Raw genomic sequence first — 17,963 nt, 5'->3', positions numbered from 1 at the left:
GCGCCTCCCGTGGGTCACCGGGTGACGCCCGTCAGGTGACGGGGCCGGTGTACTTCTCGCCGGGGCCCGCGCCCGGCGCGTCCTGGATGCTCGACGCCTCGCGGAACGCGAGCTGCACCGAGCGGAGGCCGTCACGCAGCGGACGGGCGTGCTGGTCCCCGATCTCCGTCGCGGCGGCGGTGACGAGCCCCGCGAGCGCGGTGATGAGCTTCCGTGCCTCGTCGAGGTCGGTCTGCTCCTCGGGGTCGTCCGCGAGGCCGACCTTCACGGCCGCCGCACTGAGCAGGTGCACGGCCACGGTGTTGATGAGTTCGACGGCCGGCACCTCGGCGATGTCGCGGGCGGCCTCGTCGGGCTCGGGGGATGGGGTGTCGGTCACGGTGCTCCTCTGCTAGACTCTTCCGCGGCAGATGCTGTCTGCGTGCCCGGACTCGTGCGAACGAGGCCGAACACGTGCTCAGCGTCACGAAAGAGGAGTCTCTCCCACCCGCGGCCGCGCACCACAGGCTACCGGGTCCACACCGCTCCACCGGCGTCCGCGCCGGTCGGCCGTCCCGCAGGGGTCGGCGTCGGGCGGCTGCCGAACGGGTCGAAGATCCGTGCGTCAGATCTCCTCTCTCGTGCCGTCGCCCAGGGCAAACGCCCCGGACGGCCACCACCTGATTGAAGGAGCTCCGCATTCCCGATCCCCGTACCAACGACCGTATCCGCGTCCCCGAGGTCCGACTCGTCGGCCCCCAGGGCGAGCAGGTCGGCGTTGTCCCCATCGCCGTCGCACTGCGCCTCGCGCAGGAAGCCGAGCTGGATCTGGTCGAGGTCGCGCCGAACTCGAAGCCGCCCGTGGCCAAGATCATGGACTACGGCAAGTTCAAGTACGAGGCCGCTCAGAAGGCCAAGGAAGCCCGTCGCAACCAGGTGAACACGGACCTCAAGGAAGTCCGGTTCCGCCTGAAGATCGACGTGCACGACTACGAGACGAAGCGCAAGCGCGCCGAGGGCTTCCTCCTCGGTGGCGACAAGGTGAAGGCGATGATCCTCTTCCGTGGTCGCGAGCAGTCGCGTCCGGAGCAGGGTGTCCGTCTCCTCCAGAAGTTCGCCGAGGAGATCGCCGAGTTCGGTGTCGTCGAGTCGCGTCCGACCCAGGACGGCCGCAACATGACGATGATCATCGCCCCGCTCAAGAACAAGTCCGACGTCAAGGGCGAGCAGAACGCCAAGCGCGCTGCTCAGAAGGCCGAGCGTCGTGCGTCGGAGCACGCTGCGAAGGGCAAGGAGACCACGGACGTGGCTCCCGAGTCCGAGCAGGCCGAAGCTCCCGCCGAATAGGTCCCACCGACCGATCCCGCAACGACGCGGCCCCCCATCCATCCCACGGAAAGGCACCACCATGCCCAAGCAGAAGACCCACTCCGGGTCGAAGAAGCGCTTCAAGGTCACCGGTAGCGGCAAGATCATGAAGCAGCAGGCCGGTATGCGTCACAACCTCGAGGTCAAGAGCGCCAAGCGCAAGGCCCGCCTCAACGAGGACCAGGTCCTCGCCAAGGCTGACGCGAAGAACGTCAAGAAGCTCCTCGGCCACTGAGCCCCGCAGAACGTAAAGGAATAGATCAATGGCACGAGTAAAGAGAGCGGTCAACGCCGCCAAGAAGCGCCGCGTCATCCTCGAGCGCGCCGAGGGCTACCGCGGTCAGCGTTCGCGTCTGTACCGCAAGGCCAAGGAGCAGGTCACCCACTCCCTCGTCTACGCGTACCGCGACCGTCACGCGAAGAAGGGCGAGTTCCGTCGCCTCTGGATCCAGCGCATCAACGCCGCGTCGCGTGCGAACGGCCTGACCTACAACCGCCTCATCCAGGGCCTCGGCCTGGCCGGCGTCGAGGTCGACCGTCGCATCCTCGCGGACCTCGCGGTGAACAACCCCGAGACCTTCGCGGCGCTCGTCGAGACCGCCAAGAAGGCGCTCCCGGCCGACACCTCGGCCCCGAAGGCTGCGTAGTCAGTTCTTCTGCTCCCGAAACCCCCGCCGGTCCGGCGGGGGTTTCGTCGTTCCTAGACTTGTCCCGTGAGCGATCTCCTCGAGAACCCCAAGGCCGGCCGTGTCCGCGCCGTCGCAGCGCTGTCGAAGAAGGACGTGCGCGCCGAGACGGGCCTGTTCCTGCTCGAGGGGCCGCAGGCGGTGCGCGAGGCCATCGAGTACCGCCCGGAGCTCCTCCGCGAGCTCTACGTGACCCCGACGGCCGCCGCGCGCTACGGCCTCGACGACGCGCCCGTCGACACCTGGTTCGTCACGGAGCAGGTGCTCGACGCGATGGCCGACACCGTGACGCCGCAGGGCGTCGTCGCGGTGTGCCAGCAGTTCCCGACGTCGGTGAAGGACGTCTTCCCCGACCCGGGTGCGGTCGTCGAGACCGACGACGACGCGGGCCAGGAGGCGCGGGGCGGCCTGCCGGGGATCGTCGCGATCCTCGAGGAGGTGCGTGATCCGGGCAACGCCGGCACGATCATCCGTGCGGCCGACGCCGCCGGCGCCGACGCGGTGGTCCTCACCGGGCGCAGCGTCGACCCGTACAACCCGAAGGTGGTCCGGTCGACCACGGGATCGCTCTTCCACGTCCCGGTGTCGGTCGGCGTGACCCTCGCCGACGCGGTGACCCGTGCCCGGGGCCTCGGTTACACGATCCTCGCCGCCGACGTCTCGGGCGACGACCTGCCGGAGGTCCGCGCCGACGGCATGCTCGACGGCCCGACCGCCTGGGTGTTCGGCAACGAGGCCCGCGGCCTGACGAGCGAGGACCTCGCCCTCGTCGACCGTGCGGTCAAGGTGCCGATCTACGGCCGGGCAGAGTCGATGAACCTCGCGACCGCGGCGTCCGTCTGCCTGTACGAGTCGGCGTTCGCCCAGCGCACGGCCCGGTCCTCCACAGGGGACTGACGCGCCGGGTCGATCCCCCCGTCCGGCGGGACGGGCCGCGGTATCCCAGGGGCCGGTAGGCTTGGGCCTCGTGTCAGAACCTCTCGAGATCAGCGAATCGGCCGTCGCCGACGCCGTGGACCGGGCCCTCGCTGCGGTCCGTGCCACGACGACCGTCGCCGAGCTGAAGCAGGCCAGGGCCGAGCACACCGGCGAACAGTCCGCGCTGGCGCGGATGAACGCGTCGATGCGCAGCGTGCCGCCGGAACAGAAGGCCGCCGCGGGCAAGCTCGTCGGACAGGCCCGTGGCCGGGTGAACCAGGCGGTCGCCGAGCAGGAGTCCGTGCTCGCCGAGGCCGAGGAACGCGCACGGCTCGACGCCGAGCGCGTCGACGTCACGGCGCTCCCGACCCGCCGGGTGCCCGGGTCCCGGCACCCGCTGTCGCTCCTCAACGAGACCGTGGCCGACATCTTCGTCGGCATGGGGTGGGAAGTGGCGGAGGGCCCCGAGCTCGAGCACGAGTGGTTCAACTTCGACGCGCTGAACTTCGACCCGGACCACCCCGCCCGGGCCATGGCCGACACGATCTTCGTCGAGCCGGTCGAGCGGCACCTCGTCATGCGCACCCACACCTCGCCGGTGCAGGTGCGGTCGCTGCTCTCGCGCGACCTGCCGCTCTACGTCATCGCACCGGGGCGGGTCTACCGCGCCGACGAGCTCGACGCCACGCACCTGCCGGTCTTCACCCAGGTCGAGGGCATCGCGATCGACAAGGGCCTGACCATGGCGCACCTGCGCGGCACGCTCGAGCACTTCGCGCGCCAGATGTTCGGGGCCGAGGCGCAGATCCGTCTCCGTCCGAACTACTTCCCCTTCACCGAGCCCAGCGCCGAGATGGACGTCTGGCAGCCGAACGCCAAGGGTGGCGCACGGTGGGTCGAGTGGGGCGGCTGCGGCATGGTCAACCCGAACGTCCTGCGAGCCGCCGGCATCGACCCGGCCGAGTACCAGGGCTTCGCGTTCGGCATGGGCATCGAGCGGACGCTGCAGTTCCGCAACGGCCTGAACGACATGCGTGACTTCCTCGAGGGCGACATCCGCTTCTCGCAGCAGTTCGGAACGGTGGTCTGATGCGCGTCCCACTCCGTTGGCTCGGCGAGTCCGTCGACCTCCCCGACGACGTCTCCCTCGAGCACGTCCACGCGGCGCTCGTGTCGGTGGGCTTCGAGGAAGAGGACGTCCACACGTACGACCTCACGGGTCCGATCGTCGTCGGCCGGGTGCTCGAGCGTGAGCCCGAGCCGCAGAAGAACGGCAAGACGATCAACTGGTGCCAGGTGGACGTCGGCGAGCCCGAGCCCCGCGGCATCGTCTGCGGCGCGCACAACTTCGACGTCGGCGACCTCGTCGTCGTGACGCTCCCGGGTGCGGTCCTGCCCGGGCCGTTCCCGATCGCCGCGCGCAAGACGTACGGGCACGTGTCCGACGGCATGATCGCGTCGGCCCGCGAGCTCGGCCTCGGTGACGAGCACGACGGCATCCTCCGCTTCGCGGACCTCGGCATGGAACCCGAGGTCGGCGCCGACGCCATTGCGCTCCTCGGGCTCGACGACGCCGCGGTCGAGATCAACGTCACGCCGGACCGCGGGTACGTGCTGAGCATGCGCGGCGTCGCCCGCGAGTACGCCCACGCGACCGGTGCGACCTTCCACGACCCGGTCGAGCGCGTCACGCCCCGCTCGGGCGAGGGCTTCCCCGTCACGATCGACGACACCGCGCCGATCCGGGGCCGGGTGGGCGCGCACACGTTCGTCACCCGCGTCGTCCGCGGGATCGACCCGACCGCGACGACCCCGGCGTGGATGGTCTCGCGTCTCGCCCTCGCCGGTGTCCGGTCGATCTCGCTGCCCGTCGACGTCACGAACTACGTCATGTTCGAGCTCGGCCAGCCGCTGCACGGGTACGACCTCGCCACGCTGCAGGGTGGGCTCGGCGTCCGTCGTGCGATCGCCGGCGAGACCCTGACGACCCTCGACCACGTCGACCGGACGCTCGACCCCGAAGACCTCGTCATCACCGACGACGCCGGTCCCGTCGGCCTCGCCGGCGTGATGGGTGGCGCCCGGACCGAGATCTCCGACCGGACCACCGACGTCCTGATCGAGGCCGCCGGCTTCGACCAGGTGTCCATCGCCCGGACGGCGCGTCGGCACAAGCTCCCGAGCGAGGCGTCCCGACGCTTCGAGCGCGGCGTCGACCCGCTCGTCGCCGAGGCCGCCGCGAACCGTGCCGTCGACCTGCTCGTCGAGCTCGCCGGCGGCACCGCCGACGCCCTCGGCTCGACGCTCGTCGACACCGAGCCCCGCCCGACCGTCACGATGCGCATCGCCCGTCCGTCCGAGCTGGTCGGCGTCGACTACACCGACGCCGAGGTCGTCGACACCCTCCGCGCGATCGGTGCGTCGGTCGACGTCGATGGCGACACCCTCGCCGTCACCCCGCCGACCTGGCGCCCCGACCTCACCGACGACACCACCCTCGTCGAAGAGGTCGCGCGCATCGTCGGCTACGACCGGATCCCGAGCGTCCTCCCCGTCGCACCGCCCGGCCGCGGGGCTCTCCGGGCACCAGCAGGCACGGCGTCGCGTCGCCGCCGCACTGGCCGCCGACGGGCTGGTCGAGGTCGTCACCGCACCCTTCGTGTCCCAGGCCACGCAGGACGCGTACCCGGGCATCGACGGCGCGGGCGGCCCGAGCGTCGTCCTGGCCAACGCCCTCGACAGCGAGCAGAGCCTCCTCCGGCGCAGCGGCGTCCCGGCGCTCGTCGACGCCGCCCGCCGCAACGTGTCCAGGGGGCTCGTCGACGTCGCGCTGTACGAGACCTCGCGGGTGTTCCTGCCGGTCGCGGGCGAGACGCTCGGGACCGACACGGTGCCGGCCGGTGCGGCCCTGCCCGACCGCGACACCCTGGCCGCGCTCGACGCGTCGTTGCCCGCGCAGCCGTTCCACGTGTCCGCGCTGCTCACCGGCAACCGGGTCGTGAAGCAGCCCGGCGTGCAGCCCGAGCCGTACGGCATCGCGGACGCGCTCGACGTCGCCCGCTCGGTCGCCTGGGCCGTCGGCGTGGACCTCACGGTCGCGCAGACGACGCACCCGTCCCTGCACCCTGGTCGCGCGGCGGCGCTCCTCGTCGGCGGGCGCGTCGTCGGCGTCGCTGGCGAGCTCCTGCCCGAGCTGACCGAGGCCGCGGTGCTGCCGCGGGTGGTCGCGGTCGTCGAGCTCGACCTCGACGCCCTCGTCGCTGCGGCACCCGAGCTCGTGTCGGTCGCCCCGATCGTCTCCTACCCGGCGGCGACGCAGGACCTCTCCCTCGTGGTGGGTGCCGACGTCCCGGCGGGTGACGTGCTGGACGCCGTCCGCGGTGGTGCCGGAGACCTGTTGGAGTATGCTCGGCTCGTGGACGACTACCGGGGCTCCGGCGTGGACGAGGGACAGAAGTCCCTGACGTTCGCGCTGCGCTTCCGCGCCACGGACCGCACGCTGACCGCTGCCGAGGCCACCGAGGCCCGTGACGGCGCAGTCCGACGTGCCGGCGAGCGATTCGGGGCGACCCTGCGCGACTGATCCCATCGGGACCAGCACCGCCCGGGGCCGCCGCCTCCGACTCTCTCGACGACCAGTCCGACCAAAGGTGGAATCCCATGTCCGTATCCGTCGCCGTGGCGGGAGCCTCCGGCTACGCGGGCGGTGAGCTCCTGCGCGTGCTCTCCGCCCATCCCGAGTTCGACGTCAGGACGGTGACGGCGTTCTCGAACGCCGGACAGCCGCTCATCGCGACGCAGCCGCACCTCCGCTCGCTGTCGCACCTGACCCTCGTCGAGACGACGGCGGAGAACCTGCGCGGACACGACGTGGTGTTCCTCGCGCTGCCGCACGGGCAGTCCGGCGCGATCACCGAGGAACTCGGTGGGGACGCCCTGGTCGTGGACTGCGGGGCGGACCACCGGCTGACGGACCCGGCGGCGTGGGAAGCGTTCTACGGCGGCGAGTACCACGGCGCGTGGACCTACGGCCTGCCGGAGCTGCTGCACGCGGCACCGACGCCCGGGTCGGCCGACGAGTGGCGGGATCTCGACGACATCGAGACGCAGGGACGGCAGCGCGCGGCCCTCGTCGGGACCAAGCGGATCGCCGTCCCCGGGTGCAACGTGACCGCGGTGACGCTCGGCATCCAGCCGGGCATCCAGGCCGGCCTGGTCGAGTCGGACGACCTCGTCGCCGTCCTCAGCGTCGGTCCGAGCGGTGCCGGCAAGAAGCTCGCGACGACGTACCTGGCGTCCGAGATCATGGGCTCCGCCAGTGCCTACGCGGTCGGCGGGACACACCGGCACGTCCCCGAGATCCAGCAGAACCTCGTGGTCGCCGGGGCCGCCGACGTCACGATCTCGTTCACGCCGGTGCTCGTCCCGATGGCCCGCGGCATCCTCGCGACGACGACCGCGAAGCTCGCCCCCGGCGTGAGCGCACGCGACGTCCGCCTCGCGTGGGAGCAGGCCTACGCCGACGAGCCCTTCGTGCACCTCCTGCCCGAGGGCGAGTTCCCCCGGGTGGCGGACACGATCGGTGCCAACACCTGCCTGGTCGGCATCGCGGTCGACGAGGCCGCAGGCCGCGTCGTCGCGGTCAGTGCCCTCGACAACCTCGCGAAGGGCACCGCCGGAGCGGCGGTCCAGTCCACGAACATCGCCCTGGGCTTCCCGGAGACCCTCGGCCTCAGCACGGACGGAGTCGCACCGTGAGCGCAGACGCAACCCAGTCCACCCAGGGCGACCCGGGCCTCCAGGGCGTCACCGCGGCAGCGGGGTTCCGCGCTGCGGGCGTGACGGCGGGGCTCAAGGCGAGCGGCACGCCGGACGTCGCCCTCGTCGTCAACGACGGACCGGCGGCCGCGGTCGCCGCGGTGTTCACGAGCAACCGGGCACAGGCACACCCCGTCATCTGGTCGCGTCAGGTCGTCGGTGACGGTGTGGCGCGCGCGGTGGTCCTCAACTCCGGCGGTGCCAACTGCTTCACCGGCCCCTTCGGCTTCCAGACCACCCACCTCACGGCCGAGGCGGTCGGCGCGGCACTCGGCATCGGCGCGGGTGACGTCGTCGTCTGCTCGACCGGGCTGATCGGGGTCGGCGACCAGACCTTCCGCGACAACGTCCTGCGGGGCGTCGACCTCGCGAGTGCGGCCCTGTCGTCCGACGGCGGCCCGGACGCGGCGACCGCGATCATGACCACGGACACGAAGCCGAAGCAGTCGGTCGTCTCCGAGGACGGCTGGACCGTCGGCGGGATGGCCAAGGGCGCCGGCATGCTCGCGCCGGGCCTCGCGACCATGCTCGTCGTCATCACGACCGACGCGGTCCTCGGCTCCGACGACCTCGACCAGGCGCTCCGCGCGGCCACGCGGGTCACGTTCGACCGCGTCGACTCCGACGGCTGCATGTCGACGAACGACACCGTCGTGCTGATGTCCTCGGCAGCGAGCGGCGTCACCCCCGAGGTCGGTGACTTCCAGGAGGCCCTGACCGCCGTCTGCGCGGACCTCGCACGGCAGCTGCAGCAGGACGCGGAAGGCGCGAGCCACGACATCGCGATCGAGGTCGTGCACGCCGCGACCGAGGACGACGCCGTCACGGTCGGGCGGAGCGTCGCCCGCAACAACCTGTTCAAGGCCGCGGTGTTCGGCAACGACCCGAACTGGGGCCGGGTGCTCGCGGCGATCGGCACCACCGACGCCGAGTTCGACCCCTACGCCGTCGACGTCTCGATGAACGGCGTGCGCGTCTGCCACGCCGGCGCACCCGACGAGCCGAGCGACCGCGTCGACCTGACCCCACGCGACACGCACGTGCTGATCGACCTCGGGGTCGGCCCGCACGCGGCGACGATCCTGACGAACGACCTCACGCACGACTACGTGCACGAGAACAGCGCGTACTCCAGCTGATGGCCGACGACACCGGATTCCTCTCGAAGGAAGAAGAGCACGAGCTCGCGACCGTCAAGGCCGCGACGCTCATCGAGTCCCTGCCGTGGCTGAAGCGGTTCTCGGGCAAGATCGTCGTCGTCAAGTTCGGCGGCAACGCGATGATCAACGGCGACCTCAAGCGCGCGTTCGCCGAGGACATGGTCTACCTCCGCTACGCCGGCCTGCACCCGGTCGTCGTGCACGGCGGCGGCCCGCAGATCTCCGCCGCCCTCAAGGAACAGGGCATCGAGTCCGAGTTCCGCGGCGGGTACCGCGTCACCACGACCGAGGCGATCACGGTCGTCCGCGACGTGCTCGCGGGCGAGGTCAACCGCGAGATCGTCGACCTGGTGAACGAGCACGGCGAGGGCCTCGCGGTGGGCGTGTTCGGTGACGGCGGCTCGCTGTTCACCGGCGAGAAGAAGGGCGTCGTCGTCGACGGCGAGCACTTCGACCTCGGACACGTCGGCGACATCACGCACGTGGACCCGTCCGGGGTGCTCGCCGCGATCGAGGCCGGTCGCATCCCGGTGGTGTCGAGCATCGCGATCGACGACGCCCACCCCGACCAGGCGCTCAACGTGAACGCCGACGCCGCGGCCGGAGCGCTCGCGATCGCCCTCAAGGCGTCGAAGCTCATGATGCTCACCGACGTCCCGGGCCTCTACCGCAACTGGCCGGACCGCGACTCGATCGTCGACCTCATCGCGGTCGAGGAGCTGCGCGCACTCCTGCCGTCGCTCGAGTCGGGCATGATCCCCAAGATGACCGCGTGCCTCGACGCCGTGGTCGGCGGGGTCGGCGGGGCGACGATCATCGACGGGCGCATCCCGCACTCGATCCTGCTCGAGGTCTTCACCCTGCGCGGTGCCGGCACCGAGGTGATCCCGGACCCCAGCCGACGCACCGAGAACCAGATGACCCACGCCGAGATCGGCCGACGCGTCGCAGCACCGTCGACCGACAGCGGCACCGGCCAACACGTGGCCAGCACGACCGAGAAGGGACAGCAGCAGTGAGCACCGAGACGCAGACCGAGACCTGGAACGACCGGTTCGGGGCGTCGCTCATGCGATCCCTGACCCCGCCGAAGATCATGCTCGAACGTGGCCAGGGCTGCCGCGTCTGGGACGTCGACGGCAACGAGTACCTCGACTTCCTCGCCGGCATCGCCGTCAACTCGCTCGGCCACGCGCACCCCGCGCTGGTCGAGGCGATCAGCGACCAGGCCGCGAAGCTCGTGCACGTCTCGAACTACTTCGCGACGCCGCCGCAGCTCGAGCTCGCCGAGCGACTCAAGCGCATCACGGGTGCCGGGGACGCCGGCCGGGTGTACTTCGGCAACTCCGGCGCCGAGGCGAACGAGGCCGCCTTCAAGCTCGCGCGCCTCAACAAGGGCGCCGACGGCCGGAAGACCCGCATCCTCGCCCTGAAGCAGGGCTTCCACGGCCGCACGATGGGTGCGCTCGCGCTCACCGGCAAGCCCGCCCTGCAAGAAGACTTCCTGCCGATGGTCCCGGGTGTCGAGCACATCGACACGTCCGTCGACGCCCTCGAGGCGGCCCTCGACGACACCGTGGCCGCGCTGATCCTCGAGCCGATCAAGGGCGAGGCCGGCGTGGTCGACCTGCCCGAGGGATTCCTCCTCGCCGCCCGTCGCCTGACCGAGGAGCACGGCGCGCTGCTGATCCTCGACGAGATCCAGACGGGTGTCGGCCGCACCGGCAACTGGTTCACGTACCAGGGGCACGGCTTCCAGCCGGACGCCGTCACGGTCGCCAAGGGCATCGCCGGCGGGTTCCCGATCGGGGCGCTCGTCACCTTCGGCTGGGCGTCCGACCTGTTCTCGGCCGGCCAGCACGGCTCCACGTTCGGCGGCAACCCCCTCGGCACCCGGGTGGCGAACGCCGTCCTCGCCGAGATCGAGCGCGCGGACCTCGTGTCCGGTGCGGTGACGAAGGGGGAGCGCATCCGCGCGGGCATCCAGGGCATCGGGTCACCCCTCGTCGAGGAGGTCCGCGGATCCGGCCTGCTCATCGGGGTCGGACTCACCGGGCCGATCGCCGCCGCCGTCAACGCCGCCGCGCTCGAGCGCGGTCTGATCATCAACGCCCCGAACGAGTCGAGCCTGCGCATCGCGCCGCCGCTCATCGTGTCCGACGCCGAGATCGACGAGTTCGTGTCGATCCTCGGCGAGAGCCTCGCCGCAGTCGCCGCCGAGCAGGGCGCCACCACCCAGGAGACCTCAGCATGACCCGTCACTTCCTCCGGGACGACGACCTCAGCCAGGCGGAGCAGTCCGCGATCCTCGACCTCGCCGAACAGATGAAGGCCGACCGCTGGGGCGCGAAGCCCCTCGCCGGGCCGCAGAGCGTCGCCGTGATCTTCGACAAGTCGTCGACGCGGACGCGGGTGTCGTTCCACGTCGGGATCTCCGACCTCGGCGGCAGCCCGCTCATCATCTCCACCGCCAACAGCCAGCTGGGCGGCAAGGAGACCCCGACGGACACCGCGCGGGTCCTCGAGCGCATGGTCTCGGCGATCGTGTGGCGCACCTACGGTCAGGCCGGACTCGAGGAGATGGCGGCGAACACGAGCGTGCCCGTCGTCAACGCCCTGTCCGACGACTTCCACCCCTGCCAGCTGCTCGCCGACCTGCTGACCATCCGCGAGCACCGCGGCACCCTCGCCGGGCAGACCGTGGCGTTCGTCGGCGACGGCGCGAGCAACATGGCGCAGTCGTACCTGCTCGCCGGCGCCACCGCCGGCATGCACGTGCGGGTCGCGGCGCCGTCCGCGTTCTCGCCCGCCGCCGATGTCGTCTCCGACGCCGAGCGCCGCGCTGCCGAGACCGGCGGGTCGGTCCTCGTCGTGACGGACCCGGTCGCGGCCGTCGCCGGTGCGGACGTCGTCGTCACGGACACCTGGGTGTCGATGGGCAAGGAAGACGAGAAGCAGGCGCGCCTGGACACGTTCAACGGGTACCGCGTGGACGACGCGATGATGGCGCACGCCGCCGACGACGCCGTCTTCATGCACTGCCTGCCGGCCGACCGGGGCTTCGAGGTCACGGCCGAGGTCATCGACGGTCCGCGCAGCATCATCTGGGACGAGGCGGAGAACCGGCTCCACGCCCAGAAGGCACTGCTCGCCTGGCTCCTGGCAGCGAACGCGACCGGAGCCCCGGCGACCGGCGCCCCGGTGACCGGCGCCACCGCGACCGGCGCCCCGGCGACCGGTACCCCCGCGATGACCAGCGCCCCGGCGACCGCCTGACCGAGGGAGACCACCGTGGCAGACCGCGTCGTCCTCGCGTACTCCGGCGGACTCGACACGTCCGTCGGTATCGGCTGGCTGCGTGAGGCCACCGGCAAGGACGTCGTCGCGCTCGCGGTGGACGTGGGCCAGGGCGGCGAGGACCTGGCGGCGATCCGGCAGCGCGCACTCGACTGCGGCGCCGTCGAGTCGATCGTCGTCGACGCCAAGGACGAGTTCGCGGACGACTACCTCGTGCCCGCGCTGCAGGCGAACGCGTCGTACCAGAAGCGCTACCCGCTCGTCTCCGCGTTGAGTCGGCCGCTCATCGCGAAGCACCTGGCGCTCACGGCGAAGCAGCTCGGCGCCGACAGCGTCGCCCACGGGTGCACGGGCAAGGGCAACGACCAGGTCCGGTTCGAGGCCGCGGTCGCGGCGATCGCCCCCGACCTGACGAGCATCGCGCCCGTCCGGGACCTCGCGCTGTCCCGAGACGAGGCCTTCGCCCACGCCCGGCAGCGGGGTCTGCCGATCGGGCAGTCGGAGCGGTCGCCGTGGTCCGTCGACCAGAACGTGTGGGGTCGTGCGGTCGAGACCGGGTTCCTCGACGACCCGTGGACCGCGCCGGTCGAGGAGCTCTACGCGTACACGCAGGACCCGACCGTCCCGCGTGACCCGGATGAGGTGACGATCACCTTCGAGCGGGGCGTGCCGGTCGCCATCGACGGCCAGCGCTTCAGCGTCCTGCGCGTCGTGCAGGAGCTCAACGCGCTCGCCGGCAAGCACGGTGTCGGCCGCATCGACGTGGTCGAGGACCGCCTCGTCGGCATCAAGTCGCGCGAGGTCTACGAGGCCCCGGCTGCCGTGGCGTTGATCACGGCGCACGAGGAGCTCGAGAACCTGACCCTCGAGCGCGACGTGAACCGGTACAAGCGACGCGTCGAGTCGGACTGGGCCGACCTGGTCTACGACGGACTGTGGTTCAGCGGGCTCAAGCGGAGCCTCGACGCCTTCATCGCCCACACCCAGCAGCACGTCTCGGGCGACGTCCGGCTCCGGCTGCACGCGGGCCGCGCGGTCGTCACGGGTCGTCGGTCGAGCCAGAGCCTCTACGACTTCGAGCTCGCGACCTCCGAGACGGGCGACGCCTTCGACCAGTCGCGGTCGAAGGGCTTCATCGACATCTGGTCGCTGCCGAGCAAGATCTCCGCCCGACGGGACCTCGCGAACTGACCCGGACCCCAGACCGCGACCCCCTGACCCGGCACCCCGAACCCCGACCCCGAACCGCGAACCCCGGACCCGGACCCGGCACCCAGGACCCCGACCCGGCACCCAGAACCCCGACCCCCGGACCCGGACCCGGCACCCAGGACCCCGACCCGGCACCCAGAACCCCGACCCCGCACCACCACCCCAGCACCGCTCGACCGGATGACGAGAGAACCATGACCGACGCGAACCAGCCCGCCGCCAAGACCGACGCCACCAACACCGGCGCCCTCTGGGGTGGCCGCTTCGCCGACGGCCCGAGCGCCGAGCTCGCCGCCCTCTCCCGATCGACCCACTTCGACTGGCAGCTCGCCCCCTACGACATCGCCGGTTCGAGGGCCCACGCCCGGGCCCTCGCCACCGCCGGGTACCTGTCGGCGGACGAACTCGAGCGGATGCTCGCCGGACTCGACCGCCTCGAGGCCGCGCACGCCGACGGCTCCCTGCAGCCGGCCGACAGCGACGAGGACGTGCACGGCGCCCTCGAGCGCCTGCTCATCGCCGATCTCGGCCCCGAGCTCGGCGGCAAGCTGCGGGCCGGCCGGAGCCGCAACGACCAGATCGCCACGCTCGGCCGGATGCACATGCTCGACCACGGCCGCCGCATCGGCCACCTCGTCATCGACCTGGTGGACGCGATCTCGCAGCAGGCGAGCGAGCACCCCGGCGCGATCATGCCGGGCCGGACGCACCTGCAGCACGCACAGCCGGTCCTGCTCGCACACCACCTGCTCGCCCACGCGTGGCCGCTCGTCCGCGACCTCGAGCGACTCCGGGACTGGGCGGACCGCGCGAGCGTCAGCCCCTACGGTGCCGGTGCCCTCGCCGGCAGCGCGCTGGGACTCGACCCGTCGGCGATCGCCCACGAGCTCGGCTTCGCCCGCCCCGCGGACAACTCGATCGACGCGACGGCGGCACGCGACGTCGTCGCCGAGTTCGCGTTCGTCCTCGCCCAGATCGGCATCGACGTGTCCCGCCTGGCGGAGGAGGTGATCCTCTGGAACACGAAGGAGTTCGGGTTCGTCCGGCTCCACGACGCGTTCTCGACCGGGTCGAGCATCATGCCGCAGAAGAAGAACCCGGACATCGCCGAACTCGCCCGGGGCAAGTCCGGTCGGCTCATCGGCAACCTGACGGGCCTGCTCGCGACGCTCAAGGGCCTGCCGCTGGCCTACAACCGGGACCTGCAGGAGGACAAGGAGCCCGTCTTCGACTCGGTCGCCACCCTCGAGGTCCTGCTCCCCGCCTTCACCGGCATGATCGCGACCCTGACCTTCGACACCGACCGGATGGCCGAGCTCGCTCCGCAGGGCTTCTCGCTCGCGACGGACGTCGCCGAGTGGCTGGTCCGGCAGGGGGTGCCGTTCCGTGACGCGCACGAGGTCTCCGGCGCCCTGGTCCGGTACTGCGAGGAGCGGGGCGTCGAACTCGACGACCCCACCGACGACGAGTACCGGACGGTCTCCGAGCACCTCACCCCCGAGGTCCGCGGCGTCCTCACGATCGAGGGCTCGGTCGCATCGCGTGCGGGGATCGGCGGCACGGCGCCGGACCGGGTCGCCGAGCAGCTCGCGTCGCTCACCCGGCGCGTCCACGACCTGGCGGAGGGCGCGCCCTTCACCCGATGACCCACCCCACGCTCGCGCTGCTCTCCGAGCCGGCTCCGGTCTCCGCACCCGCGCTGCTCGGTGCGACGATCGCGGGCAGGGGTGTGACCCTGCGCATCACCGAGGTCGAGGCCTACGCCGGCCCCACCGACCCCGGGTCGCACGGGCACCGCGGTCCGACCCCGCGCAACCGTCACCTGTTCGGACCGCCCGGGACCCTCTACGCCTACCGTTCGTACGGCATCCACACCTGCGTGAACGTGGTCAGCGGTCCGGACGGCACGTCCTCCGGCACGCTGCTCCGCGGGGCGCAGGTCGTCGACGGGGTCGAGACGGCGCGGGCCCGACGTGGAGCGGCCGTCGCGGACGTCGCCCTGGCGCGTGGGCCCGGCAACCTCGGCGGCGCGCTCGGTGCGGTCCTCGGCGAGGACGACGGCAGCGGACTCCTCGACGGGTCCGGCCCGTACCGGCTCACGTTGGCTCCCGGCCTGGAGGCGCGGCTCGCCTCCGACGGCCCGGCTCGCGTCGTCGAGGAGCTCCTGTCCGAGACGGTGCCCGGCCCGACCGGGACGGGCACCGTCCCACGGATCTCGCGCGGACCGCGCACCGGTGTCGCCGGCGTCGCCGGCGGCGCGCGGTTCCCCTGGCGCTTCTGGCTCACCGGCGACCCGACGGTGTCGCCGTACCGGCGGCACAGGGGTGCGCTCGACTGATCCCCACCGGCACGGCCGACCCGCGCCTCCTGGCCCGTCTGCGCCGCTACGATGGCTGGGTGTCCAGTGAATCCGCTCACGATGTCCTGACGCGCCAGCAGAACGACCCGACCTTCGCCTCGGTCTGGGACGAACTGCGCTGGCGTGATCTGGTGCACGTCTCCACCGACGAGACGGCACTCGAGGAGGCCCTCGACGGTGAGCCGATCACGTACTACTGCGGCTTCGACCCGACCGCGGCCTCCCTGCACTGCGGCAACCTCCTGCAGCTGCTCACGATGCGTCGGATCCAGCTGGCCGGGCACAAGCCGCTGGCACTGGTCGGCGGATCCACCGGCCTGATCGGCGACCCCCGGCCGACCGCCGAGCGCACGCTCAACACCCGCGAGACCGTGGGGGAGTGGGTGACGCGTCTGCAGGGGCAGGTCTCACGGTTCCTCAGCCCGGACGGCGAGAACGGCGTGCGGTTGGTGAACAACCTCGACTGGACGGCACCGCTGTCGGCGATCGACTTCCTGCGGGACATCGGCAAGTACTTCCGCGTGAACTCCATGCTCAAGAAGGACGCCGTGGCCGCGCGTCTGAACTCTGACGCGGGCATCAGCTACACCGAGTTCAGCTACCAGATCCTGCAGGGGCTGGACTACCGCGAACTCTTCCTGCAGTACGGGTGCACGCTGCAGACGGGTGGGTCGGACCAGTGGGGCAACCTCACCTCGGGGACGGAGCTCATCCGACGGACCGAGGGTGCGGCCGTGCACGCGCTCGGCACGCCGCTGATCACGAACTCCGACGGCACGAAGTTCGGCAAGAGCGAGGGCAACGCGATCTGGCTCGACCCGGAGATGACGTCGCCGTACGCCTTCTACCAGTTCTGGCTCAACACGGCGGACGCCGACGTGGTCGCCCGGCTGCGGCAGTTCACGTTCCTGTCCCGCGCCGAGATCGAGCGGCTCGAGCAGGCCGTGGCCGACGAACCCTTCCGACGAGAGGCGCAACGGACCCTCGCGTTCGAGGTGACGGCCGTCGTGCACGGGGTCGAGGCGACGCAGGCGGCGATCGATGCGTCGGCGGCCCTGTTCGGCAACGGCGACCTCGGTGCGCTCGACGCCGGCACGCTCCGGTCGGCGATCGCGGAGCTCCCGGGGTCCGTGGTGTTGCCGGGTGACGCCGACGTCGCCCGGGCGCTCGTCGACACCGAGCTGGTGAAGTCCCTCGGCGAGGCCCGCCGCGCGATCGACCAGGGCGGCGTCTACGTGAACAACGCCCGAGCCGACGACGCGACCGCGCAGCTGTCCGGCCTCGCCCTGCCCGGCGGGGTGGTCGTGCTCCGTCGTGGCAAGAAGACCCTCGCCGGCGTGACGCTGTCCTGATCGTCCCGGCCCGTCGATGCCCGGTTCCCCTGGTGGGAGCCGGGCATCGCTGCGTTCGGCACCGGTTGTTGCAGAACGCGACACGCCCGGGATGTGGCGCGTCTTGGCGCACCCGCTCAGAGCTGCGTATAGTTCTTACTCGTCACCCCAAAGGTGCGGCGGAGCGGCTGGAGCGAGAGCCCAGAGCCTGCCGGCCTCAAGCGGGACCATCCTCCACTGAAGTTCAGACCTGGCCTTGCGCTGGATCGCTTCGACGCCTAGGATGACTACTCCACCGGTTCTCTCCCTCGGGATGAGCCACAGGACCTCCGGGTCCGACGCAGGCTTCGTGCCTGGCCGGTGACTACCAAGAACGAAAGCCTCTCTGGCGGAACCTCTTTCGAGGTCGAGTGGGGAGTGCGTCTGGTCCTTGAGAACTCAACAGCGTGCACATTGTCAATGCCAATTTATTGACCCCGTGCCTGGTCTGCTTCGGCAGGTTGGGTCGGAGACAATTCCTTTTGGATTGAAGATTGTCAGTAGACAGTCAACGGTCAGAATCAACTCGGTTCGATGCTTTCGGGTGTCGGATCTGTAATTTTTTACGGAGAGTTTGATCCTGGCTCAGGACGAACGCTGGCGGCGTGCTTAACACATGCAAGTCGAACGATGATGCCCAGCTTGCTGGGTGGATTAGTGGCGAACGGGTGAGTAACACGTGAGTAACCTGCCCCTGACTCTGGGATAAGCGTTGGAAACGACGTCTAATACTGGATATGACTGCCGGCCGCATGGTCTGGTGGTGGAAAGATTTTTTGGTTGGGGATGGACTCGC

The 17,963-nt window shown here is 71.1% G+C and carries 15 protein-coding genes, 1 rRNA gene and 1 pseudogene; 16 read left to right on the top strand and 1 reads right to left on the bottom strand.

Annotated elements, in window-relative coordinates; all coding sequences use genetic code 11:
• Positions 1–31: 31 nt before the first annotated feature.
• Positions 32–379 (bottom strand): DUF1844 domain-containing protein, encoded by a 348-nt coding sequence (locus I5E_RS19825; RefSeq protein ID WP_022908517.1) that lies wholly within the window; start codon positions 377–379, stop codon positions 32–34.
• A 284-nt stretch (positions 380–663) separates the two neighbouring features.
• Here I5E_RS19825 and infC point away from each other — a divergent pair, with 284 nt between their 5' ends.
• The 16 genes and pseudogenes from infC to I5E_RS19745 form a co-directional block, all read left to right on the top strand.
• On the top strand, positions 664–1,326 hold the full coding sequence (gene infC, locus I5E_RS19820; protein WP_083858072.1) for a translation initiation factor IF-3: 663 nt from the start codon (positions 664–666) through the stop codon (positions 1,324–1,326).
• A gap of 61 nt (positions 1,327–1,387) precedes the next feature.
• A complete protein-coding gene (rpmI, locus tag I5E_RS19815) occupies positions 1,388–1,582 on the top strand; it encodes a 50S ribosomal protein L35 (protein WP_022903519.1) in 195 nt (64 codons plus the stop codon).
• A gap of 28 nt (positions 1,583–1,610) precedes the next feature.
• Positions 1,611–1,994, top strand: coding sequence for a 50S ribosomal protein L20 (gene rplT, locus I5E_RS19810; protein WP_022908516.1), 384 nt, complete (start codon positions 1,611–1,613; stop codon positions 1,992–1,994).
• A 66-nt stretch (positions 1,995–2,060) separates the two neighbouring features.
• The gene (locus tag I5E_RS19805) at positions 2,061–2,930 is read left to right on the top strand and encodes a TrmH family RNA methyltransferase (protein ID WP_022908515.1); all 870 of its coding nucleotides are present in this window, start codon (positions 2,061–2,063) and stop codon (positions 2,928–2,930) included.
• A 70-nt stretch (positions 2,931–3,000) separates the two neighbouring features.
• Entirely contained in the window at positions 3,001–4,041 is a 1,041-nt protein-coding gene (gene pheS, locus I5E_RS19800; protein ID WP_022908514.1) for a phenylalanine--tRNA ligase subunit alpha, read from the top strand.
• Positions 4,041–6,534, top strand: a pseudogene (gene pheT / locus I5E_RS22285) (phenylalanine--tRNA ligase subunit beta). Before pheS ends, pheT begins: the two are co-directional and overlap by 1 nt.
• 77 nt (positions 6,535–6,611) lie before the next feature.
• Positions 6,612–7,709 (top strand): N-acetyl-gamma-glutamyl-phosphate reductase, encoded by a 1,098-nt coding sequence (locus tag I5E_RS19790; protein WP_022908513.1) that lies wholly within the window; start codon positions 6,612–6,614, stop codon positions 7,707–7,709.
• Positions 7,706–8,908: a bifunctional glutamate N-acetyltransferase/amino-acid acetyltransferase ArgJ gene (argJ, locus tag I5E_RS19785; RefSeq protein WP_022908512.1), complete on the top strand. Its 1,203-nt coding sequence runs from the start codon at positions 7,706–7,708 to the stop codon at positions 8,906–8,908. Before I5E_RS19790 ends, argJ begins: the two co-directional genes overlap by 4 nt.
• Entirely contained in the window at positions 8,908–9,948 is a 1,041-nt protein-coding gene (argB, locus tag I5E_RS19780) for an acetylglutamate kinase (protein WP_022908511.1), read from the top strand. The genes argJ and argB overlap by 1 nt, the downstream gene beginning before the upstream one ends.
• Entirely contained in the window at positions 9,945–11,183 is a 1,239-nt protein-coding gene (locus tag I5E_RS19775; protein ID WP_022908510.1) for an acetylornithine transaminase, read from the top strand. Before argB ends, I5E_RS19775 begins: the two co-directional genes overlap by 4 nt.
• Complete coding sequence (argF, locus tag I5E_RS19770) at positions 11,180–12,205, top strand: ornithine carbamoyltransferase (protein ID WP_022908509.1); 1,026 nt, start codon at positions 11,180–11,182, stop codon at positions 12,203–12,205. The genes I5E_RS19775 and argF overlap by 4 nt, the downstream gene beginning before the upstream one ends.
• A 15-nt stretch (positions 12,206–12,220) precedes the next feature.
• Positions 12,221–13,417, top strand: coding sequence for an argininosuccinate synthase (locus I5E_RS19765; RefSeq protein ID WP_022908508.1), 1,197 nt, complete (start codon positions 12,221–12,223; stop codon positions 13,415–13,417).
• A gap of 215 nt (positions 13,418–13,632) precedes the next feature.
• Positions 13,633–15,084, top strand: a complete 1,452-nt coding sequence (argH, locus tag I5E_RS19760; RefSeq protein ID WP_022908507.1) for an argininosuccinate lyase — start codon at positions 13,633–13,635, stop codon at positions 15,082–15,084.
• Positions 15,081–15,776, top strand: a complete 696-nt coding sequence (locus tag I5E_RS19755; RefSeq protein WP_022908506.1) for a DNA-3-methyladenine glycosylase — start codon at positions 15,081–15,083, stop codon at positions 15,774–15,776. The genes argH and I5E_RS19755 overlap by 4 nt, the downstream gene beginning before the upstream one ends.
• Before the next feature lie 59 nt (positions 15,777–15,835).
• Complete coding sequence (gene tyrS, locus I5E_RS19750) at positions 15,836–17,149, top strand: tyrosine--tRNA ligase (protein ID WP_022908505.1); 1,314 nt, start codon at positions 15,836–15,838, stop codon at positions 17,147–17,149.
• Between the two features lie 580 nt (positions 17,150–17,729).
• A 16S ribosomal RNA gene (locus I5E_RS19745) occupies positions 17,730–17,963 on the top strand; the annotation flags it as partial.

Origin of the sequence: Curtobacterium sp. B18 (assembly GCF_000333375.1) — a bacterium.
Taxonomy (GTDB): domain Bacteria; phylum Actinomycetota; class Actinomycetes; order Actinomycetales; family Microbacteriaceae; genus Curtobacterium.
Note: the sequence above shows the minus strand (reverse complement) of the source record. Positions and strands in the feature narration are given on the sequence as shown.

Bases quoted from the DNA above. Each gene is read 5' to 3' on its own strand.
- I5E_RS19755 (WP_022908506.1), top strand. From the start codon at position 15,081: ATGACCCACCCCACGCTCGCGCTGCTCTCCGAGCCGGCTCCGGTCTCC.
- rplT (WP_022908516.1), top strand. From the start codon at position 1,611: ATGGCACGAGTAAAGAGAGCGGTCAACGCCGCCAAGAAGCGCCGCGTC.
- argH (WP_022908507.1), top strand. From the start codon at position 13,633: ATGACCGACGCGAACCAGCCCGCCGCCAAGACCGACGCCACCAACACC.
- I5E_RS19790 (WP_022908513.1), top strand. From the start codon at position 6,612: ATGTCCGTATCCGTCGCCGTGGCGGGAGCCTCCGGCTACGCGGGCGGT.
- argB (WP_022908511.1), top strand. From the start codon at position 8,908: ATGGCCGACGACACCGGATTCCTCTCGAAGGAAGAAGAGCACGAGCTC.
- rpmI (WP_022903519.1), top strand. From the start codon at position 1,388: ATGCCCAAGCAGAAGACCCACTCCGGGTCGAAGAAGCGCTTCAAGGTC.
- argF (WP_022908509.1), top strand. From the start codon at position 11,180: ATGACCCGTCACTTCCTCCGGGACGACGACCTCAGCCAGGCGGAGCAG.